At 67.9% G+C, this 23,759-nt stretch carries 21 protein-coding genes and 2 pseudogenes; 9 read left to right on the top strand and 14 right to left on the bottom strand.

Translation table 11 applies throughout. The features are described from left to right. Window positions 1-225 precede the first annotated feature (225 nt). The 3 genes and pseudogenes from mdoH to ACG10_RS23530 form a co-directional block, all read right to left on the bottom strand. Window positions 226-2,793, bottom strand: a complete 2,568-nt coding sequence (gene mdoH / locus ACG10_RS03305; protein ID WP_089167113.1) for a glucans biosynthesis glucosyltransferase MdoH — start codon at window positions 2,791-2,793, stop codon at window positions 226-228. Further along, window positions 2,786-4,360, bottom strand: coding sequence for a glucan biosynthesis protein G (locus tag ACG10_RS03300; RefSeq protein WP_269768808.1), 1,575 nt, complete (start codon window positions 4,358-4,360; stop codon window positions 2,786-2,788). The genes mdoH and ACG10_RS03300 overlap by 8 nt, the downstream gene beginning before the upstream one ends. Window positions 4,361-4,537: 177 nt before the next feature. After that, window positions 4,538-4,699, bottom strand: a pseudogene (locus ACG10_RS23530) (TerC family protein); the annotation flags it as partial. A 176-nt stretch (window positions 4,700-4,875) separates the two neighbouring features. On the opposite strand from ACG10_RS23530, the gene ACG10_RS03295 reads away from it, so the two are divergent. Continuing rightward, entirely contained in the window at window positions 4,876-5,331 is a 456-nt protein-coding gene (locus ACG10_RS03295; RefSeq protein WP_039801800.1) for a UPF0158 family protein, read from the top strand. On the opposite strand, the gene dtd is transcribed toward ACG10_RS03295, so the two are convergent. Together dtd and pip are read right to left on the bottom strand one after the other, a co-directional pair. Next, entirely contained in the window at window positions 5,294-5,731 is a 438-nt protein-coding gene (gene dtd, locus ACG10_RS03290) for a D-aminoacyl-tRNA deacylase (protein WP_089167112.1), read from the bottom strand. The genes ACG10_RS03295 and dtd overlap by 38 nt on opposite strands. Further along, entirely contained in the window at window positions 5,731-6,696 is a 966-nt protein-coding gene (gene pip / locus ACG10_RS03285) for a prolyl aminopeptidase (protein ID WP_089167111.1), read from the bottom strand. Before pip ends, dtd begins: the two co-directional genes overlap by 1 nt. Before the next feature lie 289 nt (window positions 6,697-6,985). On the opposite strand from pip, the gene ACG10_RS03280 reads away from it, so the two are divergent. The 3 genes from ACG10_RS03280 to ACG10_RS03270 all read left to right on the top strand — a co-directional run bounded on the left by ACG10_RS03280 (window position 6,986) and on the right by ACG10_RS03270 (window position 9,166). Then, window positions 6,986-7,594 (top strand): DUF2238 domain-containing protein, encoded by a 609-nt coding sequence (locus ACG10_RS03280; protein ID WP_089167110.1) that lies wholly within the window; start codon window positions 6,986-6,988, stop codon window positions 7,592-7,594. A gap of 97 nt (window positions 7,595-7,691) precedes the next feature. After that, complete coding sequence (locus ACG10_RS03275) at window positions 7,692-8,681, top strand: ketopantoate reductase family protein (protein WP_089167109.1); 990 nt, start codon at window positions 7,692-7,694, stop codon at window positions 8,679-8,681. A 35-nt stretch (window positions 8,682-8,716) separates the two neighbouring features. After that, window positions 8,717-9,166, top strand: coding sequence for a thioesterase family protein (locus ACG10_RS03270; protein ID WP_198319007.1), 450 nt, complete (start codon window positions 8,717-8,719; stop codon window positions 9,164-9,166). On the opposite strand, the gene ACG10_RS03265 is transcribed toward ACG10_RS03270, so the two are convergent. From ACG10_RS03265 to ACG10_RS03245, 5 genes are all read right to left on the bottom strand, one after another. Next, a complete protein-coding gene (locus ACG10_RS03265; protein ID WP_089167108.1) occupies window positions 9,150-9,494 on the bottom strand; it encodes a cupin domain-containing protein in 345 nt (114 codons plus the stop codon). The genes ACG10_RS03270 and ACG10_RS03265 overlap by 17 nt on opposite strands. Before the next feature lie 17 nt (window positions 9,495-9,511). Then, window positions 9,512-10,090 carry a lipocalin family protein gene (locus ACG10_RS03260; RefSeq protein WP_039801784.1) on the bottom strand — a complete coding sequence of 193 codons (579 nt, stop codon included), beginning with the start codon at window positions 10,088-10,090 and terminating at the stop codon, window positions 9,512-9,514. Further along, window positions 10,087-10,341: an outer membrane protein assembly factor BamE domain-containing protein gene (gene bamE / locus ACG10_RS03255; RefSeq protein ID WP_039801782.1), complete on the bottom strand. Its 255-nt coding sequence runs from the start codon at window positions 10,339-10,341 to the stop codon at window positions 10,087-10,089. Before bamE ends, ACG10_RS03260 begins: the two co-directional genes overlap by 4 nt. Before the next feature lie 148 nt (window positions 10,342-10,489). Continuing rightward, a complete protein-coding gene (locus ACG10_RS03250; protein WP_089167107.1) occupies window positions 10,490-11,500 on the bottom strand; it encodes a class 1 fructose-bisphosphatase in 1,011 nt (336 codons plus the stop codon). Window positions 11,501-11,624: 124 nt separating this feature from the next. Further along, window positions 11,625-14,072, bottom strand: a complete 2,448-nt coding sequence (locus ACG10_RS03245; RefSeq protein WP_089167106.1) for a glycogen/starch/alpha-glucan phosphorylase — start codon at window positions 14,070-14,072, stop codon at window positions 11,625-11,627. Window positions 14,073-14,228: 156 nt separating this feature from the next. Between ACG10_RS03245 and ACG10_RS03240 the strand changes: the two genes are divergently transcribed. Then, entirely contained in the window at window positions 14,229-14,633 is a 405-nt protein-coding gene (locus ACG10_RS03240; protein ID WP_039801775.1) for a YkgJ family cysteine cluster protein, read from the top strand. 64 nt (window positions 14,634-14,697) lie between these two features. Then, window positions 14,698-16,065, top strand: coding sequence for an IS1182 family transposase (locus ACG10_RS03235; protein WP_089167105.1), 1,368 nt, complete (start codon window positions 14,698-14,700; stop codon window positions 16,063-16,065). Between the two features lie 155 nt (window positions 16,066-16,220). Here ACG10_RS03235 and ACG10_RS03230 read toward each other — a convergent pair whose 3' ends face one another. Together ACG10_RS03230 and ACG10_RS03225 are read right to left on the bottom strand one after the other, a co-directional pair. Further along, window positions 16,221-16,559 carry a hypothetical protein gene (locus tag ACG10_RS03230; RefSeq protein ID WP_157731369.1) on the bottom strand — a complete coding sequence of 113 codons (339 nt, stop codon included), beginning with the start codon at window positions 16,557-16,559 and terminating at the stop codon, window positions 16,221-16,223. 152 nt (window positions 16,560-16,711) lie between these two features. After that, a complete protein-coding gene (locus ACG10_RS03225; RefSeq protein ID WP_089167103.1) occupies window positions 16,712-18,310 on the bottom strand; it encodes a choice-of-anchor I family protein in 1,599 nt (532 codons plus the stop codon). Window positions 18,311-18,633: 323 nt separating this feature from the next. On the opposite strand from ACG10_RS03225, the gene ACG10_RS03220 reads away from it, so the two are divergent. Then, complete coding sequence (locus ACG10_RS03220; protein ID WP_089167102.1) at window positions 18,634-18,951, top strand: hypothetical protein; 318 nt, start codon at window positions 18,634-18,636, stop codon at window positions 18,949-18,951. Between the two features lie 4 nt (window positions 18,952-18,955). On the opposite strand, the gene ACG10_RS03215 is transcribed toward ACG10_RS03220, so the two are convergent. After that, window positions 18,956-20,091, bottom strand: a protein-coding gene (locus ACG10_RS03215; RefSeq protein ID WP_232487178.1) for an IS630 family transposase whose coding sequence is annotated in 2 segments (ribosomal slippage) — window positions 18,956-19,662 and window positions 19,662-20,091 — 1,137 coding nt in all. Because the reading frame shifts where the segments join, the coding sequence is not laid out codon by codon here. Window positions 20,092-20,149: 58 nt separating this feature from the next. Further along, window positions 20,150-20,458: pseudogene (locus ACG10_RS03210) on the bottom strand (transposase); the annotation flags it as partial. Between the two features lie 132 nt (window positions 20,459-20,590). Between ACG10_RS03210 and glpK the strand changes: the two are divergent. Then, window positions 20,591-22,105 carry a glycerol kinase GlpK gene (gene glpK, locus ACG10_RS03205; protein WP_089167101.1) on the top strand — a complete coding sequence of 505 codons (1,515 nt, stop codon included), beginning with the start codon at window positions 20,591-20,593 and terminating at the stop codon, window positions 22,103-22,105. Between the two features lie 17 nt (window positions 22,106-22,122). Next, complete coding sequence (gene glpD, locus ACG10_RS03200) at window positions 22,123-23,655, top strand: glycerol-3-phosphate dehydrogenase (RefSeq protein WP_039801761.1); 1,533 nt, start codon at window positions 22,123-22,125, stop codon at window positions 23,653-23,655. Window positions 23,656-23,759: the final 104 nt, after the last annotated feature.

Genomic DNA, 23,759 nt, shown 5'->3' with positions numbered 1-23,759 from the left:
ATAAGCGGATTTTCCTTTAGATTCATATAGTTAGCTATTCTTGTCCAAATCCTTCAAAAGGCGATGGAAAAGGCGACGGGCGGCAAGTCCGGCCGGGCAGGATAGGAGCCGCTGGCATTTTCCAGGGTTGGCAGGAAGCAACAGTACCGGGAAAAACCCGGCGCCCGACCAAGGCGCCGCTCAAGTCTGGCGCGCGGCAGCCGCGTCATGGGTGCGCGCCCGCCCCTACCTCGCCAGCAGCACTCCAGCGGCTTCCGGCGTGGCCTCGCCGGTCGCGTGGCTGCGGCACCGGACACTCCGAGCATGCCGCCACGGCCCCAGCCAGTTCTCCCGGCCCTCCTCCCACAGCTGCAGGTGCAGGCGCGACAGGGCCACCGGGTCGCTCAGCAAGGCCAGACGCGTCTCGCCATCGAGCCCTTCCGGCCCGGCGGCCAGCGCCTGCTCCACACGTTCGCGGCGCCGCGTCTCGATCACCCCGGCCGTGCCGTGTCGCGCCGTGCCCATGGCGCAGGCCAGGGCGTTGAACTGCGGATCGACGGCTGCCCGGATGAAGCCCTCATCGAGCGCCCGCCGCCGGTTCGCCAGGGTGTACTCGTCGGTGTCGCGCAACTCCTGCGGGGGGGCATACTCCTCGGGAATGAGAAACAGCTTGCCACGGCGCGAGCACAGCCCCCATGTGACCCAGCTAGTGACCACCGATACCGGGATGGACAGTATCAGTGAGCCCAGGATCGGTGACAGCCACCAGAGGAAGCGTGGGTTCAGCCAGGCCACCAGCAGCGCCCAGGCGATGCCGAGCAGGGTCTGCCCGCCATGCCGACGCAATGCCTCGCGCCAGGTAGTGGCATCGTCGTCGCGCTGTGGCGACTTCCATTGCACCGACCAGCCGAGGAAGGCGGCGATCACGAAGCGGGTGTGAAAAAGCATGCGTACAGGCGCCACCAGCATCGAGAAGAACATCTCCAGCAGCATGCTCAAGGCCACCTTGAACACGCCCCCATAGGCCCTGGCCCCCTTCGCCCAGATCAGGATCACGCTGAGCAGCTTGGGCAGGAACAGCAGGGTCAGGGTGGTGGAGAACAGCGCGATGGCACGTTCCGGGTGCCATTGCGGCCAGATCGGAAAGAGCTGCCTTGGCGCCATGAAGTACTGCGGCTCCATCAACTGATGCACCGCCAGCAGTGCGGTGGAGAGCACCAGGAAGGCGAACCACAGCGGTGCCGACAGGTAGGACATCACCCCGGTGAGAAACACCGCGCGGTGTACCGGATGCATGCCCTTGACCAGAAACAGGCGGAAGTTCATCAGGTTGCCGTGGCACCAGCGGCGGTCGCGCTTGAGCTCGTCGAGCAGGTTCGGCGGCAGCTCCTCGTAGCTGCCCGGCAGGTCGTAGGCGATCCACACGCCCCAGCCGGCGCGGCGCATCAGCGCCGCCTCGACGAAGTCGTGGGAAAGGATCGCCCCGGCGAACGCCCCCTTGCCCGACAGCGGTGCCAGCGCGCAGTGCTCGATGAACGGCTTGATGCGGATGATCGCGTTGTGGCCCCAGTAGTGCGACTCGCCGAGCTGCCAGAAGTGCAGGCCGGCCGTAAACAGCGGGCCGTAGACGCGGGTGGCGAACTGCTGCATGCGTGCGTAGAGGGTGTCCATGCCCGAAGCCTTGGGCGCGGTCTGGATGATCCCTGCCGCGGGGTTGGCCTCCATCAGCCGCACCAGCTTGGTCAGGCACTCGCCGCTCATCACGCTGTCGGCGTCCATCACCACCATGTAGCGGTACTGGCTGCCCCAGCGTCGGCAGAAGTCGTCGATGTTGCCGCTCTTGCGCTTCACCCGGCGCCGCCGGCGGCGGTAGAAGATGCGTCCGGAGCCGCCGGTCTCGCGGCACAGCTCGAGCCAGGCCTGCTGCTCGGTGGCGGCGATGTCCGCCGAGCCGCTGTCGCTGAGGACGAAGAAGTCGAAGCGCTCCAGTTCGCCGCTGGCGGCCAGCGACTCGTAGGTCGCCCGCAGGCCGGCGAACACCCGTGCCACGTCCTCGTTGCAGATCGGCATGACGATGGCCGTGCGCGCTTCGGCAGCGATCGGCTCGTCGCTCACGCTGCTGCCGGAGATGCGGTAGCGGTCGCGCCCGGTGAGCAGTTCCCAGAAGCCCATCAGGGCGGTCCAGAAGCCGGCCGAGACCCAGCAGAAGAGGATGGTGAAGAGCGACAGCACGCCGAACTGGAGGACATACGGCAATACCTGCTGCAGGCTCTGCTGCCAGCTCTGCCGGCTGATCTCCGCGAGATCGACGAAGGCCCAGCCCTGATAGGGCAGGATATCCTTCATGTACCAGGTGGCCAGACTGGTCTGGCCCAGCATCAGCAGCAGCAGGATGAGCCGGCGCAGCGAGCCGACCCGCTGCCAGTGCGCCTTGGGCAGGTCGCGGGTCGGCCTGGGCGGGCTCCGGCGACCGGTGAGCCGGCGCCAGGCACGCACCAGCAGGTTGGTACGCCAGGGCTCGGGGATGACCCTGGTGCGCCGGATCGGCGGTGCCGCCTCCAGACAGGGACGGCCGCAGGCATCCCTGCCTGGCCTGCCGGCCTCGTCCGGCTCGCCGCTGCCGCCCAGCTCCAGGCGCCGGGCGGCCGAGGCCAGGGCGGGATCGCCGACCTCTGCCGGAACCTCCCCGGCAAGCCGCCGGTGCAGTTCGGCGAGCGAGCCGGCCTCGGCCAGGCATTCGCGCTCCCGCGACTCAAGCGGCAGATGTTCGAGATATTCGGCCAGCAGAGCTTCGGTGGGCGTCGGATTATTCATTGGCGGGCAACTGGTAGCTCCAGGTTTCGGTGAGGGTTTTCTTGCCGTTGACCAGCGCGACGCGCATCTCCGTCGGCTTCTTCGGGTCCTTGACACTGACCCGCAGCATCAGGCGCCAGCCCTTGGTGGCCGGGTTGTAGCGCAGGCTGTTCTCCTTCACCTCGGCGTTGCCGTCGACGCCGATCTGGGGGGCGAGCGGCGCATCCGGCGGCAGCTTCTTCAGCGCCGGCCCCTCGAAGTCGACCACCAGCGCCGTGCTGCCGTCCGGCTGGCGGATCAGGTTCTTCTGCTTCACGTCGCCCGCCGCGCGCAGGGTCTGCTCGACCCAGGCCGAATCCCGGTCGTGCAGCCCCGGCTCGTCGCGGGTCCAGTGCAGGCGGTAGCTCAGGTCCAGCGGCTGGCCCGGCTCCGGCTGGCTGGCCGGACTCCAGAAGGCGACGATGTTGTCGTTGGTCTCGTCCGGGGTGGGGATCTCGACCAGCTCCACGCTGCCCGGGCCCCAGTCGCCCTGCGGCTCGACCCAGGCGCTCGGGCGCAGGTCGTAGCGGTCGTCCAGGTCCTCGTAGCGCGAGAACTCGCGGCCGCGCTGCAGCAGGCCGAAGCCCTTCGGGTTCTCCACGCGGTAGCTGCTCACCGACAGGTGCTTCGGATTGTTCAGCGGGCGCCAGATCCATTCGTCATCGCCGGCATGGATCTGCAGACCGCTGGAGTCGTGCAGCTCCGGACGGTAGTTGGGCTGTGCGGGAGGCTGGTTGCCGCCGAACAGGAACATGCTGGTCAGCGGCGCCAGGCCCAGCTTGCCGACCTTGTCGCGCAGGAACAACCGCGACTGGACGTCGACCACCGCGTCGCGGCCCGGGTGCAGCACGAAGCGGTAGGCGCCGGTGGCGCGCGGCGAGTCGAGCAGGGCGAAGATCGTCAGATGCTTGTCCTGCGGTTTCGGCTGCTCGATCCAGAACTCGCGAAAGCGCGGAAATTCCTCGCCCGCCGGCTGCGCCGTGTCGATCGCCAGGCCACGGGCGGACAGGCCGTAGGCCTGGCCCTTGCCGACCACGCGGAAATAGCTGGCGCCGAGGAAGGTGGTGATCTCGTCGCGCTTGCCCGCACCGTTGATCGGATAGAGCACGCGGAAGCCGGCGTAGCCGAGATTCTTGGTGGCGTTGCGATCGAATTTCAGGCCGCCGAAGTCGAAGCGCGTGGGGTCATAGGGGATTTCCGCGACCCTGTTGCCGGCGACTTCGTTAATCTTCACCGGCGTATTGAAGTGCATGCCCTGGTGGTAAAAGCTCAGCTTGAAGGGCGTCTTCTTGTCCGACCAGTAGGCCTTGTCCTGGCGGAAGCGGATCTGCTGGTAGTCGGCGAACTTCATCTCGCCGAACTCGGCAGGCAGGTTGCTGGCGGGAGCGACGAACTTTTCCGCGGCCAGGCCCTTTGCCTTCTCGGCCACGTCGTCGAAGCCGAAGGCCCAGACCGGGGCGGGCTCCAGCGTCAGGATGAGAGCCCCGGCCAACACCAGGCCATGCAAACAGTGGTTGCGTGATGCAGATAGAACAGCGCGAAAAGCCACGAATCCTCCTGTTATCCAGTACAAAAACGAAGACGCTGCCTGCAAGGACAGCACCGGACAGTAGGGAGTGGGACCAGGGTGCCAGGAGATGAGTTCCGCCTTGCTGCAACCGCTTGTCTGCCCGGCAGGCGAACGCACAGCCTGAGCGCCTTGCAGAAATACCGTTCCGACAGCCCGTTAGCGGGCCGTCTTCGCCAGGGAAACCAGCACTCCGCCGAGCCGCAGCCCGAGGATCACCGGCTGGGAGATCTTCCCGCCGATGAACACCAGCGCCAGCGAGTACTTGAGGTAGCCGAAGCGGTGGATCATCGCGGCGCGGGCGAAGTGCGGGACGCGCACCCGGGAAAGCTGTGCGCAAACGTTGCGAGCGATGGCCGGGCAAGGCGAAATCAGGCGAAGGAGCGCAACTGCAACTACAGACAGACACCGGCGTGGCCGGCCGCCCGTCGGGCCTTGCCGCCCCCGGCCCGGCAACCGTTAAGCTGAGGTTTCGTCCCCCTCAGCCGGAGATCGCCATGCTTCCCCTGACCATCGACCTCGAGCGACTGGAAAATGCCCTGGAAGGCGACGAAGCCGTCGATCACTACCTGGACCTGGACACCGGCGAGATCCTCGCGGTCGGCCCCGCGGCGCCGCTGCCGGGCAGCGCCGAGAAGTACCACGTACAGCCCGAGCGCTACCTGCCCATCGAGCCCCTCGCCGGCGCGAAGAGCCTGGCGATGCGCGAGGAGTTCCTCTACACCCAGCCCGACCCGCATGCGCACCCGCTGCTCAGCCGCGCCCTGAGCGGGCGCCGGCCGCTGCGCACCTTCGACTACGGTCTGGAGCACTTCCCGCGGATGCGCGAGGCCTGGCACCTCTACCGCCAGCGGCGGCTGCGCGAGTACGCCCTGGAGTGGCTGGAGGACAACGGTCTGGAGCCGGCGAGCGAACTCAGGCCTCGAGCAGGAAGGTCACTGGGCCGTCGTTGACCAGTTCGACCTGCATGTGGGCGCCGAAGCGCCCGCTGGCGACCTGCGGGTGGCGCTCGCGGGCCAGCGCCAGCAGCGCCTCGAACAGCGCCTGGCCCTGGGCCGGCGGCGCGGCACTGGAGAAGCTCGGGCGCAGGCCACTGCTGGTATCGGCGGCGAGGGTGAACTGCGAGACCAGCAGCAGGCCGCCGCCGACCTGGGCCAGGGACAGGTTCATGCGCCCCTCGGCGTCGGCGAACACCCGGTAGTTGAGCAGCCTGTGCAGCATCCGCTCGACGCTTTGCCCATCATCCTGCGGTTCGATGCCGACCAGCGCCAGCAGACCCGGGCCGATGGCGCCGAGCGTATCGCCGCCGACCGTCACCCGGGCCGCCGCGACCCGCTGGATCAGCGCCTTCATCAGGCCTCCTCGGGCGACACGCCGAGCAGACGCTGGGCCAGCTCGTCGGCGGCGCGCACCAGGGCATCGGTGATGCCCGGCTCGCCGGCCGCGTGACCGGCGTCGCGGACGATCTGCAGCTCGCTGTTCGGCCAGGCGCGGTGCAGCGCCCAGGCGTTGTCCAGCGGACAGACCGCATCGTAGCGGCCATGCACGATCACCCCGGGCAGGTGGGCGATCTTCGGCATGTCGCGCAGCAGCTGGCCGGGCTCCAGGAAGGCATCGTTGACGAAGTAGTGGCACTCGATGCGGGCGATCGACAGGGCATGCTCGTGGAAACGCTCGACCACGTCCGGATTCGGCCGCAGGGTGGCGGTGCGCCCCTCCCAGGCCGACCAGGCCTTGGCCGCCTGCATCTGGGCGATCTCGTCGCTCCCGGTGAGGCGCTTGTAGTAGGCCTGCATCATCTCGCCGCGCTCCTCCACCGGGATCGGCGCCAGGTAGTCCTGCCAGTAGTCCGGGAACAGCCGGCTGGCGCCCTCCTGGTAGAACCAGTGGAAGTCCTGCGGACGGCACAGGAAGATCCCGCGCAGGATCAGCGCCATCACCCGCTCCGGATGGGTCTGGGCGTAGGCCAGCGCCAGGGTCGAGCCCCAGGAGCCGCCGAACAGCACCCACTGCTCGATGCCCAGGTGCTCACGGATGCGCTCCAGGTCCGCCACCAGATCCCAGGTGGTGTTGTTCTCCAGGCTCGCGTAGGGCGTCGAGCGCCCGCAGCCGCGCTGGTCGAAGGTGACGATGCGGTACAGGTTGGGATCGAAGAAGCGCCGGCTCATGCTGTCGCAGCCCGCGCCCGGACCGCCGTGGATGAACACCACCGGCAGACCGTCCGGCGAGCCGCTCTCATCGACATACAGCTCATGGGGATGGTCCACCGCCAGCTGGTAACGGGCGTAGGGTTTGATCTCTGGATACAAGGTTTGCATGCTCTGCTCCAAGGCTGAACAGGACCATCCGTCCCGGGGTAGCCGGCATCATAGCCTCGAAAAGGGCGCGGGTATGCGCCGGATCGGCCGAAATTTCCCGGCAGCCGCTACGCCTTTTGCGGAGCGCCGTGCCCCTGCCTAAGGTTGATCCCAGGCGTCGCTTCGACGGCCGCCCGGGAAAAACAGCCGTGCACATCGCCCAACTCGGCATCCGCGACGCCCTGTCCAGCCTGCACGGCAGCGCCGGCGGCCTCGGCTCGGCCGCCCCGCCCGCCGCAGGAGCCCGTCGATGAACACAGCACCGCGCCAGCTGGCCCTGATGTCCGGCCTGCTCGCCCTGGTCTGGCTGTGGGCGGCCATCGAGCCGCTGAGCCGCTCGGACTGGCTGCTGGAAAACCTGCTGGTGTTCTTCTTCGCCGGCCTGCTGCTCGCCACCCACCGGCGCTTCGCCTTTTCCCTCGGCGCCTACTGGCTGTTCACCCTGTTCATCGCGATGCACCTCTACGGCGCCCACTACACCTACGCGGAAACGCCACTGGGCGACTGGCTGCGCGACAGCCTGGGGCTCGGCCGCAATCCCTACGACCGGGTGGTGCACGGCGCCTTCGGCCTGCTGCTGGCCTGCCCGTTGCGCGAGTTGCTGGCGCGCCGCGCCGGCCTGCGCGGGCTCTGGCTGGACGGCCTCGCCCTGTGCCTGGTGATGGCCATGAGCAGCCTCTACGAGCAGCTGGAAATGCTCGCGACGCTGATCGTCAGCCCGGAACTGGGCACGGCCTTCCTCGGCACCCAGGGCGACGAATGGGACGCCCAGAAGGACGCCGGGCTGGCCACGCTGGGCGCGCTCGCCGCGCTGGGGCTGCGCCGGCCGTTCGGGCGAAGCCGGGGCACGATAGCCTGAAGAGGGGCTTCTCCCCCAGCGCCGCTGACGGCTACGCTTGAGGCAAGGCGGACTCATGGCGTTGCCCCGGGCAGCGCCGTCGCCACAGGAGGGGAACATGGAGGCTTCTTTCCCGCGCATCGGCATCGCCGGCGCCGGCGCCATCGGCTGCACGCTGGCCGCACGCCTGGCCTGCAGCGGCCGGGCCGTCAGCCTGCTGGCCCGCGGCGCGACCCTGGAGGCGCTGCGCCGCGACGGCGTGCGCCTGACCGACCGGCAGGGCAGCCACTGCGCCAGGGTGACGGCCAGCGACCACGGCGCGGAGCTCGGCGCGCAGGACCTGCTGTTTCTCTGCACCAAGTCCCACGACCTGCCGGCGCTGCTGCCGGCCATCGAGCCGCTGCTCGGCGCCGACACCCTGGTGGTGCCGGTGATCAACGGCGTGCCCTGGTGGTACTTCCTCGGCGAGCGCGGACGCTTCGCCGGGCAGCACGTCGAGGCGGTCGACCCCGGCGGACGGCTCGCCGCGCGCCTGGCCCCGCCGCAGCTGATCGGCTGCGTGGCGTTCATCACCGTCGAGTCGCCGGCGCCCGGCGTGGCCGTGACCAGCAACCCGCTGCGGATGGTCTTCGGCGAGCCGGACAACCGCCCGAGCGAGCGCCTGGAGCGCCTGCGCGCGCTGATCGAGGCGGCCGGCATCGAGGCCCGCGCCAGCGAACGCATCCGCGATGCGCTGTGGACCAAGCTCATCGCCAACCTCACCTCCAACCCGCTGTCGGTGATCAGCGGCGCCACCCTGGAAGAGGTCTATAGCAGCCCCGACCTGCACGAGCTGGTCTGCGATCTGCTGCACGAGGGGCTGCTGCTCGCCGCCGCCTACGGCGCACGGGTCGAGCTCGACCCGCCGGGCTTTCTCGCCCGCGGCGCCGCCATGGGCGCGGTGCGCACCTCGATGCTGCAGGACCATGCGCGGGGACGCCCGCTGGAGCTGGCCGCCATCGGCGACGCCGTGCTCGAGCTGGCCGCCAAGCTGGACATTGCGCTGCCGCGCAGCCGCGAGATCATCGCCCTGGCGCGCTTCTGCAGCAGCCGGGGACGCCCCCGCTAGACACGAATACCCATCCACCGACCCGAGAACACTCCATGGCCCGACTGCACCTGGAATTTCCCGCACACTGCTTCTGCTACCGCACCGAGATGAGCGTGCGCGGCAGCGACATCAACGGCGCCCGCCACCTGGGCAACGACGCGCTGGTCTCGATGCTCTCCGAAGCGCGCTCGCGCTTCCTGTTCGCCCACGGCATCGACGACAGCGGCGCCGAAACCAGCGGCCCCGGGATCATCGTCACCGACCTCGCCACCCTCTACAAGGCCGAGGCCCATGCCCGCGACCGGCTGCGCTTCGAGGTCGGCCTGGCGGACTTCAACAAGTACGGCGGCGACATCGTGTTCCGCGTCAGCCGCCCGGCCGACGGCGCCCTGATCGCCCTGGCCAAGTACGGCTTCGTGTTCTTCGACTATGGCGCCGGCAAGGTGGTGCCGATCCCCGAGGCCTTCGCCGCGCGCTTCCCGGAGGTCAACCGCCTGCCGTAGCGCCCGGTACATGCACCGCCAGCCAGACCGTCGGGCCGGCCGGATCGGTGGCCTCGACGCGATGGCGCTCGCCGGCCGGAATCAGCAGGTGGTCGCCCACCGCCAGGGCGACGGGCTGCGGCTCGCTCTCCAGACGCAGCAGCGCGCTGCCGGCCAGCAGCAGCACCCACTCGTCCCAGTCCTGGTCGTACCAGAAACCCGGCGGGCTGGCCTGCCCCTGGGAGACGATGCGCTCGACCCGGCAGCCGGGCAGGCTGAGCAGGTCGTCGAAGCATTCGCCCGCCGAGGCGTCGGGCAGCGGCCGGAAGAGGTTCTGAAGGGACGGCATGAGGACTCCTGGCGGCGTCAGGGGGCGACGACCGAAGGCTCTTCGTCTTCGGGCCGCCAGATCAGCAGTTCGAGGTCGTAGCCCCGCTCGCGGGCCAGCCTCAGCAGGCGCTCACGCTCCTGCGGGGCGATGGTGGTTTCGCGGGAGAGTATCCAGAGGAATTCGCGGTCGGGGCTGCCGACCAGGGCGAGACGGTAGTCCGGGTCGACGTACAGCACCCAGTAGTCGCCCTCGGCCAGCACCGGGAAACCGTAGCCGAAGACGTTGTGGAAACGCACCCAGAGCCGGTCGGTGCGGCCCCTGTCCAGCGGACTGGCCGTGCCGCTGGCCTCCAGCCATTCGCCAGCGGCCGTGCGACAGCGATTGAGCACCGCCAGCCCGCCGGAGGGCAGCAGGCGGTAATGCGCCTCGGATTGCAGGCAGCGGCTCTGGAACGGTACCGGCAGGCGCGCCTGCTCGTACCAGGTGCCCTGGTAGCGTTCGAGGTCCAGCGCACCGGCGGTGGCCGGCGGCTCGCGTCCCCAGAAGGCGCAGCCGCCGAGCAGCAGGCCGAGCCCGGCCAGGCCGAGCGCACGCCACGGCCCGGCCGGTTTCACCGCAGGCCCTGCCCGGAGAACAGCAGCACCTTGTCGCCGCCGTACTGGATGCTGATGAATTTCTGCTGGTCACCCCAGGTGCAGCTGGAGAAGCCGAAGGCCCCGGAGCACTCGGTGGGTTTGCCGAGCAGTTGCTCGACTTCGGGACGGGTCATGCCGGGCTTGAGCCTGGCATAGTTCTCCTGGCTGAGCCGGTCGTTGCAGGCGGCCAAGAGGAGGAAAAAGGACAGCAGGGCGAAACGGCGCAACATCGATGGACATCCTGGCAAGGGAGAAACGACAAGCCTGACATGATAGCGCCCTGGATGACATCGGCGTTTCGTGGAAGCCGGCGCGAAATGCCGCCCCGGCCACGACGGGAGCGCTGCCGTCACCGACCGGCGACGGCAGCGGCAAAGATCACTCCTGATGATAGCGGGTGATGCGCTCGACCTCGTCCTTCGAGCCGAGGAACACTGCCACCCGCTGGTGCAGGGACTCGGGCTGGAGGTCGAGGATGCGCTGGGTGCCGTTGGTCGCGGCGCCGCCGGCCTGCTCGATGATGAAGGACATCGGGTTGGCCTCGTACATCAGGCGCAGCTTGCCGGGCTTCTCCGGCTCGCGGGCGTCGCGCGGGTACATGAAGATGCCGCCGCGGGTGAGGATGCGGTGCACGTCGGCGACCATCGAGGCGATCCAGCGCATGTTGTAGTTCTTGTCCAGCGGGCCGGTCTTGCCGGCCAGCAGTTCGTCCACGTAACGCTGGACCGGCGGCTCCCAGTGGCGCTGGTTGGACATGTTGATGGCGAACTCGGCGGTGGTCTCCGGCACGCGCAGATTGTCGTGGGTGAGCACGAAGCCGCCCAGCTCGCGGTCCAGGGTGAAGCCCTTGACGCCGTTGCCGAGGGTCAGCATGAGCATGGTCTGCGGGCCGTAGATGGCGTAGCCGGCGGCCACCTGCCTGGTGCCCGGCTGGAGGAAGGCCTGCTCGTCGAGGCTGTCGTTCTGGCTCAGGTACTGGTCCGGGCAGCGCAGCACGGAGAAGATGGTGCCGACCGAGACGTTGACGTCGATGTTGCTGGAGCCGTCCAGCGGGTCGAATACCAGCAGGTAGGCGCCCTTCGGGTACTTGCCGGGGATCTGGTAGGCGTTGTCCATCTCCTCGGAGGCCATGCCGGCCAGGTGGCCGCCCCACTCGTTGGCCTCCAGCAGGATCTCGTTGGACATCACGTCGAGCTTCTTCTGCACCTCGCCCTGCACGTTCTCGGTACCCATGCTGCCGAGCACCCCGCCCAGCGCGCCTTTGGATACCGCATGGCTGATTTCCTTGCAGGCACGCGCCACCACCTCGATGAGGAAGCGCAGGTCGGCCGGGGTGTTGTGACTGCGAGTCTGCTCGATCAGGTAGCGGCTCAGGGTTACACGGGACATGGAAATGGCTCCAGGGGTGGAAAGTCTGCGCATCTTAGCGCGACTGGGTGGGCGATGCCTCCCTCAGACCGGACCGGCCGGCGCAGGTTCAGCGCTTCGCTTGCGCCTCCGGCGCCGGGCCGGATCACTCCGGCAGCCGCCAGATCTCGCGGGCGTATTCGCGGATGGTGCGGTCGGAGGAGAACCAGCCCATCCGCGCGGTGTTCAGCACCGCCGAGCGCCACCACTGGCCCGGCGTGCGCCAGCGCGCGTCGACCTCGAGCTGGGCCTGCCAGTAGGCCTCGAAGTCGGCGCAGACCATGAAGTTGTCGTGCTGCAGCAGGCCGTCGACCAGCCCCGCGTAGCGCCCCGGATCGTCCGGCGAGAAGACCCCGCTGCGGATCGCCGTGAGCACCTCGGAGAGCCGCGGCGAGGCGGCCACGGCGGCCGCGCCGCCGACCTCGCCGGAGCGCCGACGCGCCTCCACCTGCTGCGCGCCGAGGCCGAAGATGAACATGTGCTCGCTGCCGATCCGCTCGCTCATCTCCACGTTGGCGCCGTCCAGGGTGCCGATGGTCAGCGCGCCGTTGAGGGCGAACTTCATGTTGCTGGTCCCGGAGGCCTCCATGCCGGCGGTGGAGATCTGCTCGGAGAGGTCCGCCGCGGGGATGATGGCCTCGGCCAGGCTGACGTTGTAGTTGGGCAGGAACACCACCTTGAGACGGCCGCGCACCGTCGGGTCGCCGTTCACCGTGCGGGCGATGTCGTTGGCCAGCTTGATGATCAGCTTGGCCTGGTAATAGCTGGCCGCCGCCTTGCCGGCGAGAATCTTCACCCGCGGCCCCCAGTCCACCCCCGGCTCGTCGCGGATCGCCTGGTAGAGCGCCACGCAGTGCAGCAGGTTGAGCAACTGCCGCTTGTACTCGTGGATGCGCTTGACCTGCACGTCAAACAGCGCCTCGGGATCGAGGGCGATGCCCAGGCGGTCCTGCACCAGAGCGGTGAGGACCTCCTTGTTGTGCCGGCGCAGGGTGCGGAAGTGCTGATGGAAGGCGCTCTGCCCGGCCTGCGCCTCGAGTCCGCCGAGCAGGTGCTCGGGATCGTCGAGCAGCGGCTCGCCGAGCGCATCGACCAGCAGCGCGGTGAGTCGCGGATTGCTCTGGTAGAGCCAGCGGCGGAAGGTGATGCCGTTGGTCTTGTTGCTGATCCGCTCCGGATAGAGACGGTGCAGCTGGGCGAACACGGTCTTGCGCATCAGCTCGGTGTGCAGCGCCGAGACGCCGTTGACGCTGTGCGAGCCGAGGAACGCCAGGTTGCCCATGCGCACCCGCCGGCCGTGCTCCTCCTCGATCAGCGACACCGCCCGCAGCAGGTCGAAGTCGTGCATGCCCTGGGCGCGCAGGTGGTCGATGTGCTGGGCGTTGATCAGGTAGATGATCTGCATGTGGCGCGGCAGCAGGCGCTCCATCAGCGCCACCGGCCAGCTTTCCAGGGCCTCGGGCAGCAGCGTGTGGTTGGTGTAGGAGAGGGTCGCCACGGTCAGCTCCCAGGCCTTGTCCCAGTCCAGGCCGTGGACGTCGAGCAGCAGGCGCATCAGCTCGGCCACGGCGATCGACGGGTGGGTGTCGTTGAGCTGGATGGCCGCGTACTCGGGCAGGTCGAGCAGGCTGCCGCGCTGCTTGAGGTGGCGGCGCAGCAGGTCCTGCAGCGAGGCGGAGACGAAGAAGTACTCCTGGCGCAGGCGCAGTTCCTGGCCGGCCGGGGTGTCGTCGGCCGGATAGAGCACCCGCGAGATGCTCTCGGCGCGCACCGACTCGGCCACCGCGCCGAGGTGGTCGCCGGCGTTGAAGCGTTCCAGGTGCAGGTCGGTCTCCGCCCGCCCGCGCCACAGGCGCAGGGTGTTCACGCTGTGCCGGCGCCAGCCGACGATCGGCGTGTCGTAGGCAATGGCGCGCATCTCCTCGCCCGGCTGCCAGACATGGCACTGCCGGCCGCTTTCGCCGTCCCGGCAGACCACGCTGCCGCCGAAGCAGATCCGGTAGCTGACCTCGGGCCGCTCGAACTCCCAGGGGTTGCCGAACTCCAGCCAGGTCTCGGTCTGCTCCTGCTGCCAGCCATCGACGATGGTCTGGCGGAACAGCCCGTAGTCGTAGCGGATGCCGTAGCCGTAGGCGGGGATGCCGAGGGTCGCCATGCTTTCCATGAAGCAGGCCGCCAGCCGGCCGAGGCCGCCGTTGCCCAGCGCCGCATCCGGCTCCAGTTCGCGGATGCGCTCCAGATCGACGTCCAGTTCGGCCAGCGCGGCGCGGGCGACCTCGAGCAGGCCCAGGTTGTTCAGGGTGGCCTGCAGGAGACGGCCGACGAGAAACTCCAGGGACAGGTAGTAGACGCGCTTGCGGCCCTGGCGATAGGTGCGGCTGGCGTGGTCCATCCAGGTTTCCACCAGATGGTCGCGGGCGGCCAGGGCGACGGCCTCGAACCAGTCGAAACCGACGGCGTGCTCGGGGTCCTTGCCCACCGCATACCTCAGCTTGTCGACGATACGCGCGCGGAACGCGGCGACTTCTTCGGGAACAGGCGACACCTCGGGCATGACGGCAACCTCGCTGGGCGGCAATGACGGAACAATGGCTCGAGTCTCGACGGCGCAATCCGCTACGCCCCTCCGATCAAGCATGCACAAAGCGAGCGAAGCCGCCAGGCGGATTTGCCGCTATCATCGCGCCCCCCTTGCCGATGCCCCGAACCGATGAAAAAGCCACCGATCCTCGCCGCCGCCGACCCCGACCGCCTGGAAACCTGGGTCAAGTACCGCCAGAGCCTGTGCCGCGACTGCCACTCCACCTGCTGCACCCTGCCGGTGGAGGTGCGCCTGGCCGACCTGATCCGCCTGGGCCTGGCCGACGCCTTCGAGCAGGACGAGCCGGCCAAGCAGGTCGCCCGCCGGCTGATGAAGGCCGGCGTCGTCGAGCACTTCAACCACAAGCACGAAGTCTTCACCCTCGCCCGCCGCAGCAACGGCGACTGCCTCTACCTCGATGCGCGCACGCGCCTATGCACCCGCTACGAGCAGCGTCCGGATACCTGCCGCAACCACCCGCAGATCGGCCCGCGCCCGGGCTACTGCGCCTGGCGGCCGAAGCAGCCGGGCTAGCAGCCTGTCGGGCTTTCCCATGGTTTTCTGCGATCATGGCTGCCGACCTTCCGCGAGCCCCAGCATGAGCCGTTTCCGCCCAGTTGATCGTCACACCAGCTACTTGCTACCGCCTTCCATCGAGGACTGGCTGCCGGAGAATCATCTGGCACGCTTCATCGTGGAGGTGGTGGAGGGGCTTGATGTCAGTGTCATGGCCAAGGCCTATGCCGGACGCGGCAGCGCCGCCTACCACCCGTCGATGCTGTTGGCGCTGCTGATCTATGGCTACGCCACCGGCGTGTTTTCCAGCCGCAAGATCGAGCGCGCCACCCACGACTCGGTGGCCTTTCGCTTCATCGCCGCCGGCGCCTACCCAGATCACGATACGCTGGCCAGCTTCCGCCGCCGCTTTCTTGACGAACTGGCCGGTCTGTTTGTGCAGGTGCTGCAGATGGCGCAGGAAATGCACCTGCTCAGCTTGGGTACGATCAGCCTGGACGGCACCAGGATCCACGCCAACGCCTCGCGGCACAGCGCGCTGTCCCATGGCCATATCGAACAGCTCGAAAGCCAGCTCAAGGCCGAAGTGCGCTCGCTGCTCGATCTAGCCGAGCAGGCGGATCAGTCGGCGATGCCGGGCGGCATGAGCCTGCCGGAGGAAATCGCCCGCCGTGAAGCCCGCCTGGCGGCCATGGCCGAGGCGAAAGCCAAGATCGAAGCCCGTGCCAAGGTACGCTTCGCCAGGGAACACACCGAGTATCAAGCCAAGCTGGCGCAGCGGGAGGCCAAGGCTGCAGCCCGCGGCAAAAAACCGGGCGGCAAACCGCCCAAGCCGCCGGTCGCGGGGCCAACGGCCAAAGACCAGGTCAATCTGACCGATGCGGACTCGTGCATCATGCCCGTGTCGGGCGGCGGCTTCGAACAGGCCTACAACGCCCAAGCGGCGGTGGATACGACCAACATGCGGGTGGTGGCGTCGGCCGTCACCCAGGCCTGCAACGACAAGGAACAAGTCGTGCCGATGCTGGCGCAACTGGCCGAATTGCCCAAAGCCCTGGGTAATCCCGAGCACTTGCTGACCGACAGCGGCTACTACAGTGCCGCCAATGCCAGCGCCTGCACCGCGAGTGGCATCGAGCCGCTGATGGCGGTCAAGCGGGAGGAGCATCACCCGTCGCCTTGCGCCCGCTTCACCGAACCGCCGGCCCTGGCCGCCGACGCGAGCCCGGCGCAGCGCATGACACACAAGCTGCAAACACAAGCGGGCCGCGCGCTGTATGCGTTGCGCAAGCAAACGGTGGAACCGGTGTTCGGCATCATCAAAGCGGTGCTGGGCTTCCGGCAATTCTCGCTGCGCGGTCTGGACAAGGTCAGCGGTGAATGGGCTCTGGTGTGCCTGGCGTGGAACCTGAAGCGCATGGCCGTATTGCGCCTACAGATCGGGAATTAGGCAAAAAACAGACCTAAATCCGGGAAAGTCGGTCAAAACTGCCTGATTTCTGGCAAAGCCGATGCTCTATCTGCCTGCGGCGCTCAAGTCCGACAGGCTGCTAGGGTCTGTTGACGTTCTGGCGGCTCACGCCAAAACGTCAACAGACCCTAAGTTCAGAAGAAGAAGGCCGGCCTGGCCGCGACGCTGCCGGCCCCGGAGTCGGCGGGACTGCCCTCGAACAACCGCTGATCCTGGCTCCAGGCCGGCAAGGCCTGTCCACCGACGCTGTAGATGGCCTGGAACAGCGGGCTTGCCGGCTCGCCGGCCTCCTCCGCGCCGCCTGCCCGCCGCGGCTCGCGCTCCGGGCTGCGGCCCGGCCCGTGCGGCAGGCTTTCTGCGAACATCTCCCCAAGCGGCATCTCGAAACCCGGGGACGATTGATTCCCGGCAATGGCCTGGTGGGCGGCCAGGCCGAACACCAGCACGGCGGCGGCAAGCATGGACGGTTTCATGGACGGCTCTCTGCATGAAGTTGGACGGCAGCATGCGCAGACAAGATGACCGCAGAATGACAGCAATCTACTGGCAAATAGCTACAAAATAATGGCATTTTGCTAAAGAAACGACTTCCTCCACGCCGGCGTCGAACGACCCGGGCGACGGCTCAGCGCCCGGCCACACCCAGCGGCTCGCGGTCGATGCGAAACAGCGTGGTGCTGCCGCTGACCTCGTTGGCCACCACCAGCAGCGGCACGCCGGGGATCGGGCTGGCGCCCGCCTCGATCACCGTCAGCCCCTCGGGCCCCAGGTCGCCGGCCTCGGGCGTGCCCGGCGCGGCCTGGAAGTCGCGGCGGTTGAGGTACTGCACGAAGGCCGGCGCGTGCGGATCGTCGATGTCGTAGACCATCACCCCGCCGGCCCGCTCCAGGCCGACGAAGGCATAGGTCCGTCCCCACAGGCTGGCCAGGGTCAGGCCCTCGGGCTCGGGGCCCTTGTCGTCGCTGCGGGTGTCGAGGCCGTTCTCGGTATGGTTCGAGTTGAAGAACTCGGGATTGGCCTCGGCGGTGATCCGCTCGAAGTCGGCGCCGCTGTCCCAGACCTGCTCCAGGTTCTCGCTCCAGATCGAGAAGGAGCGCCCGCCGAAGGCGTGGATGCGCTCGTAGCGCCCGGTCTGCGGGTTCAGACCGCTGGCCCTGGACACGTTCAGGCGGCCCAGGCTGGCGTTCTGCTTGAGGCTCTCGGCCTCGGGAAAGCGCTCTGGGTCCAGCGGATAGGCGGAACTGCCGAGGCGCGCCACCTCGCTGTAGCCGTCGTAGTCGCGGGCGTCGCCCTCGTTGGCGGTCACCAGGTAGGTGCGTCCGCGGTGCTCGTAGCGGGCGATGGCGTCCGGCTGGTACATGCCCAGCACCGGCCAGTTGCGGATGTCGATCCTGCCGTCGCGGTCGCCGGCATCGAGCTCGTTGCCGGGCAGACTGTGGTCCTTGAAGCCAAGGCCGTGCAGCGCGCTGAAGGTGCCGCTGCGGATGTCCAGCACGGCGACGGCGTTGCCCTCCTGCAGGCTCACCCAGGCCGTCCGCGAATCCCGGGACACGGCGATGTATTCCGGCTCCAGATCCTCGGCCACGCTGGCATGGGGACCGAAGACGCGGACCGAGGGGTCCAGCTCGGCATTGTCGAAGCGCCGGAAATCGGCGCTGCGCACCTGGTCCTGGGTCAGCCGGGCGATGTCGCCGGGCAGGTCGATGATGCTCACCGAGCCTTCGGGGTCGATCCCGTAGTCGTCGCTCGGCTCGCCCTCGTTGGCCACCAGCACATGGCGGCCGTCCGGGGTGAAGGTCAGCATGTCCGGCAGCGCGCCTACCTCGACCGCGGCCAGCACCCGGCCGTCGCGGTCCATGAACACCGCCTTGCCCGGATCGGTCTTGCTGCGCGCCTCCACCGCCGCCGCCACCAGTTCGCCGTGCAGCGCGACGCTGTTCACCGCCGCGCCGTGGGCCGACAGGTCGATGCTGGAGAGCAGCGCCGGCGCCGCCGGATCGCGGATATCCAGCACATCCACCCGCCCGCTGGCGGCATTGACCACGAACAGCCGCTGGCCGAGCGGATCGTGGGCGACGATCTCCGCGGCGGCCTGGTCGAACAGCCCGGAATGGAAAGTCCCCAAGGGCGACAGCCTGAGGATGAACGGCGGCTGGACCTCGGCAAGCACCGGCCCGGCCAGCCCGACCGCCAGCAGCACGGCGGCAAGCATCTTCGACTTCATGTACGACTCCCTGTCTGAACGGAAGCCGCAGCATGGGTCGGGGAGGTTGCCGGCGCATGACAGGACGGCGGCCGGCCCGCCATGTTGACAGCGTGGGGTGGACGCTTCGGCCTCAAAGCACGGGCACATCGGACCAGGCAGGAGAATGCCGCATAATATCTTGTGAAAATTTCGTGAAAACAGTACAGACTTTTTCACCCATACTGCATTGGCAGTGCCATCTCAGACAGAGATCCAGCAGTCCGGACGGCGAGAAACACTCCCTTTGAAAACCGCCCCATTCCGCCAGAAACCATCACCTCGCTTGAGGTTGGAGCAGGAAAATGGACGATGAAAACGACTTGGCCGCTCTGCTGGCCGACTATCGAGAAGCCCAGGTCATGCAAGGGGCAACGGCAGAGCTTGCGACAGAGATCTATCGGCTCTACCGGCTCACCAATCTGGCCGACCGGCTCGAAGAAGCCTTCGGCCCGACGCTCCTGGCGCGCGAGGAGATCCTGGCGTGGCTGGCCGAGCAGATCGAGCAAATCGGCACAGCCGGCATCGCGGATTGCGACCTCGCCAGCGGCCTGATCGACGCGGCCTACCGGGAGCGGCTGAAGGTCGGCAGCCCGCGCTTTTTCGAACGCCACTTCCACTAGTGTCTCAACACACTTCAATCTGCGGATATAGGCTGCGTAGCTTGACCCTCGCATCTTGGGTGGTGAACTGCCAGTTGATCTTGGCATCGAGCTGGTTGCGGCGTTGCTGCCATGCGGCGACCTCCTTGCGCATCCGCTCGAGGGAGTCGATGCGCCTGTCCAGGCACTGGCCGGCGAGTACGTTGATCTCGATTTCGGCCATGTTCAGCCAACTGCCATGCTTGGGGGTGTAGACGAACTCGAAGCGATCTCTCAGGGCCTTGGCCTGCTCGGGCATAAAGGTCTCGTACAGCGAGGCGGCACTGTGGGTGTTGAGGTTGTCCATCACCAGCGTGATGCGCTCGGCCCCGGACCAGGCTTGGGCGATGTCCTGCAGGAACAGCGCCCAGTCCTGCCTTTTCTTGTACTCGGTGACCTTGGCGATGCGCCGCCCGGCCAGCGGCTCACAGGCTACGAAGACGTTGCAGGTGCCAGCGCGCTCGTACTCGTAGTCCTCGCGCCCGGGATGCCCCGGTACCGTCTCGAGGGGCTCGCGCACCTGGCGGATCAGTTGCCGCGGCGTTTCGTCCATGCAGACCACCGGATGGCCTTCGTCATAGGGTCGACTGTAGACATCCAGCACCTGCTCCATGGCCGCCACGAATTCCCCGCTGGCCTTTGGCGGGATCACCCAGCCAACCTTGCGCCACGGCTTGAGTTCGTTTTTTTTAGGGCACGTCGCACCGTCTCCGACGACAGCGAGTCCACATATTCCAACTCCACCGCACGCTCGGCCAGCAGTTTGAGCGTCCAGCGCGCATGACCTTCGGGAGCAGGTCTGCAGCTCAGGGCGATCAGGCGTGCCTCGAGTTCGCCGTCGATCTTGCGGGCGTATTCGCGCCGGGGTTTCTTTCTCACCAGCACCGACTCCAGACCTTCCTGCACGCAACGCCGCTTGAGGTTGTCGATCTTGCGTTGGCTCACGCCCAGCATCTGGGCGATCTGTGCACTGGTCTTGCGCGGCCCCTGGTCTTGCGAGCGGTCGCAGGCCAGCAGGATCAGGGCGTTGATGACTTGGCTTGCCGCGGTCCTGCCTTTGCTTGTCAGCTCTTGCAACCGCGCTCTTTCTTGAGGACTGAGGATGATTCTGTAATGTTCCATGCCGACATTATGCATGACGCAGATTTAGCTGTGTCATAACACTAGGGGTGTTGACGTTTTACATGGGCAGCAACAGGAATCCGCAAGCCATGGCTACCATGCTCTCGTAATTTCGCTTCAGCTGGTCGTAGCGGAACGCCACGGCACGGTAATGCTTCAGCCTCGCAAAGGCATTCTCGACCAGATGCCGGTAGCGATACAGCCCCCGGTCCAGATCGGCATTGCCCTTGATCGAGTTGCGTTTTCTGGGAATGACCGATCGAGCGCCCTGCGCCTCGATCTGTTCGCGGATGCGCTCACTATCATGGCCCTTGTCGGCCACGATTACCTCGGCGGACGGCAGCTGAGCAATCAGCTCGGGGGCTCGTTCAACGACTTCCCCCCACCCCGCAGACGCGAACTACCCTTTCCCTAATGCCCCCGACCGCAGCGCTGCCCGCTACCTGACCGCCGGCACCGAAGCGGCCGAGGCCACCCCGCATTCCAGAGGGCCAGCGTCATGCCCCGCACCGACAAGCAGTACATCGTCGCCCTGGACCAGGGCACCACCAGTTCGCGGGCCATCGTGCTCGACCGCGACGCCAATGTCGTCAGCGTGGCGCAGCGCGAGTTCACGCAGCTCTACCCGCAGTCGGGCTGGGTCGAGCACGATCCCATGGAGATCTGGGCCACGCAGAGCGCCACCCTGGTGGAGGCCCTGGCCCAGGCCGGGATCGAGCAGCGGCAGGTGGCCGCCATCGGCATCACCAACCAGCGCGAGACCACGGTGGTCTGGGACAAGCAGAGCGGCCGGCCGATCCACAACGCCATCGTCTGGCAGTGCCGGCGCAGCGCGTCGATCTGCGAAGAGCTCAAGCGCGACGGCTTGGAGGAATATGTCCGGGAACGTACCGGTCTGGTCATCGACCCGTATTTCTCCGCCACCAAGATCAAGTGGCTCCTCGACCACGTCGAGGGCAGCCGCGAGCGGGCGCGGCGCGGCGAGCTGCTGTTCGGCACCATCGACTCCTGGCTGGTCTGGAAGATGACCCAGGGCCGGGTGCACGTCACCGACTACACCAACGCCGCGCGTACCATGCTCTTCGACATCCATGCGCTGGACTGGGATACGCGCCTGCTCGAGGCCCTGGACATCCCGCGCGAAATGCTGCCGCAGGTGCGCTCCTCTTCCGAGGTCTACGGCCACGCCTGCATCGCCGGCGGCGACGCGCACGGCGGCATCCCGATCGCCGGCATCGCCGGGGACCAGCAGGCCGCGCTGTTCGGGCACATGTGCGTGGAGCCCGGCCAGGGCAAGAACACCTACGGCACCGGCTGCTTCCTGTTGATAAACACCGGCGCCAGGGCCGTGCGCTCGGCCCACGGACTGCTCACCACCATCGCCTGCGGGCCGCGCGGGGAAGTCGCCTATGCGCTGGAGGGGGCGATCTTCAACGCCGGCTCCACCGTGCAGTGGTTGCGCGACGAGCTCAGGCTGATCGACGACTCGTTCGACTCCGAATACTTCGCCACCAAGGTCGAGGACAGCAACGGCGTCTACCTGGTGCCGGCCTTCACCGGCCTGGGCGCGCCCTACTGGGACCCCTACGCGCGCGGCGCGCTGTTCGGCCTGACCCGCGGGGTGAAGGCCGACCACCTGATCCGCGCGGCGCTCGAATCCATCGCCTTCCAGGCCTGCGACGTGCTCGACGCCATGCAGCGCGATGCCGGCGAGCGGCTCAGGTCGCTGCGCGTGGACGGCGGCGCGGTGCGCAACAACTTCCTCATGCAGTTCCAGGCCGACCTGCTCGGCACGCCGGTCGAGCGCCCGGCGGTGAAGGAAGTCACCGCGCTCGGCGCCGCCTACCTGGCCGGCCTGGCCACCGGCTTCTGGAGCGGCCTCGACGAGCTGCGCGACAAGGCGCGGATCGAGCGGGTGTTCGAGCCGGACTGCCCCGACGAGAAGCGCCGGGCGCTGAGTGCCGGCTGGAAGAAGGCGGTGGCGCGCACCCGGCGCTGGACCGAGGACGACTGAGCACGGAGGCACCCCGCATGAGCCCTTCCGATACCTCCAATGCCGAGCACTACGATGTCGCCGTGATCGGCGGCGGCATCAACGGTGCGGGCATCGCCGCCGATGCGGCCGGCCGCGGTCTGTCGGTGTTTCTCTGCGAGCAGGACGATCTCGCCCGGCACACCTCGTCCGCCAGCAGCAAGCTGATCCATGGCGGCCTGCGCTACCTCGAGCACCACGAATTCCGTCTGGTCCGCGAAGCGCTGGCCGAACGCGAGGTGCTGCTGGCCAAGGCCCCGCACATCGTCAAGCCGCTGCGCTTCGTGCTGCCGCACCGTCCGCACCTGCGCCCGGCCTGGATGATCCGCGCCGGCCTGTTCCTCTACGATCACCTGGGCCAGCGCAAGAAGCTGCCGGGCTCGCGCGGCCTGCGCTTCGACGCCCGCAGCCCGCTCAAGGCGGAGATCCGCCGCGGCTTCGAGTATTCCGACTGCTGGGTCGACGACGCCCGCCTGGTGGTGCTCAATGCAATGGCCGCCCGCGAGCACGGCGCCCAGGTGCAGACCCGCACCCGCTGCCTCTCCGCCAGCCGTCACCAGGATCACTGGAACCTGCAGCTGGAGCGCGCCGACGGCAGCAGCTTCTCGGTCCGCGCCAGGGCGCTGGTGAACGCGGCCGGCCCCTGGGTGGCGCGCTTCATCGAAAGCGGCCTGCAGCAGAAGGCCCCCTACGGCATCCGCCTGATCCAGGGCAGCCACCTGATCGTGCCGCGGCTGTACGAGGGCGAGCATGCCTACATCCTGCAGAACGAGGACCGGCGCATCGTCTTCGCCATCCCCTATCTGGAGCACTTCACCTTGATCGGCACCACCGACCGCGAATACCGGGACGATCCGGCGCAGGTGCGGATCAGCACGGAGGAAACCGACTACCTGCTCGCGGTGGTTAACCGCCACTTCAAGCACCAGCTGAGCCGGGCCAGCATCCTGCACAGCTATTCCGGCGTGCGGCCGCTGTGCAACGACGAATCCACCGATCCTTCGGCGGTGACCCGCGACTACACCCTGGAGCTGTCGGCCAGCCCGGGCGAGCCGCCGCTGCTGTCGGTGTTCGGTGGCAAGCTCACCACCTACCGCAAGCTGGCCGAGGCGGCCCTGGAGCGGCTGGCGCCCTTCTTCCCGCAGATGGGCCCATGCTGGACCGCCGCAGCGCCGCTGCCGGGCGGCGAAGAGATGAGCGACAGCCGCACCCTGGCCGAGCAGTTGCGCCAGCGCCACGCCTGGCTCGCCCCGAAACTCGCCCGGCGCTGGGCCGGCAGCTACGGCAGCCGCGCCTGGCGCCTGCTCGAGGGCGTCGAGGAGCCCGCCGATCTCGGCGAACACTTCGGCGCCACCCTGCATGCCCGCGAGGTTGACTACCTGTGCCGGCAGGAATGGGCACGGGAGGCCGAGGACATCCTCTGGCGGCGCAGCAAGCTCGGCCTGTTCCTGAGCGAGGAGGAGCAGGACCGGCTGCGCAGCTATCTGGACACCGCCACCCGGCAGTCGGAGACCTGCGTCCTGGCGCTCTGAGCCCGCACGACCACACGCCAAGGCACACCCCCGCCGGCAGCGTCAGCACGACCATGGTCGCAGTTTATCGGTCTCGTCCGGCTGGCTTAGGATCGAGCCGAGGT

This window comes from Azotobacter chroococcum (assembly GCF_002220155.1).
Classification (GTDB): Bacteria; Pseudomonadota; Gammaproteobacteria; order Pseudomonadales; family Pseudomonadaceae; genus Azotobacter; species Azotobacter chroococcum.
The sequence above is the reverse complement of the archived record's forward strand: the minus strand, read 5'-3'. Positions and strand labels throughout refer to the sequence as shown.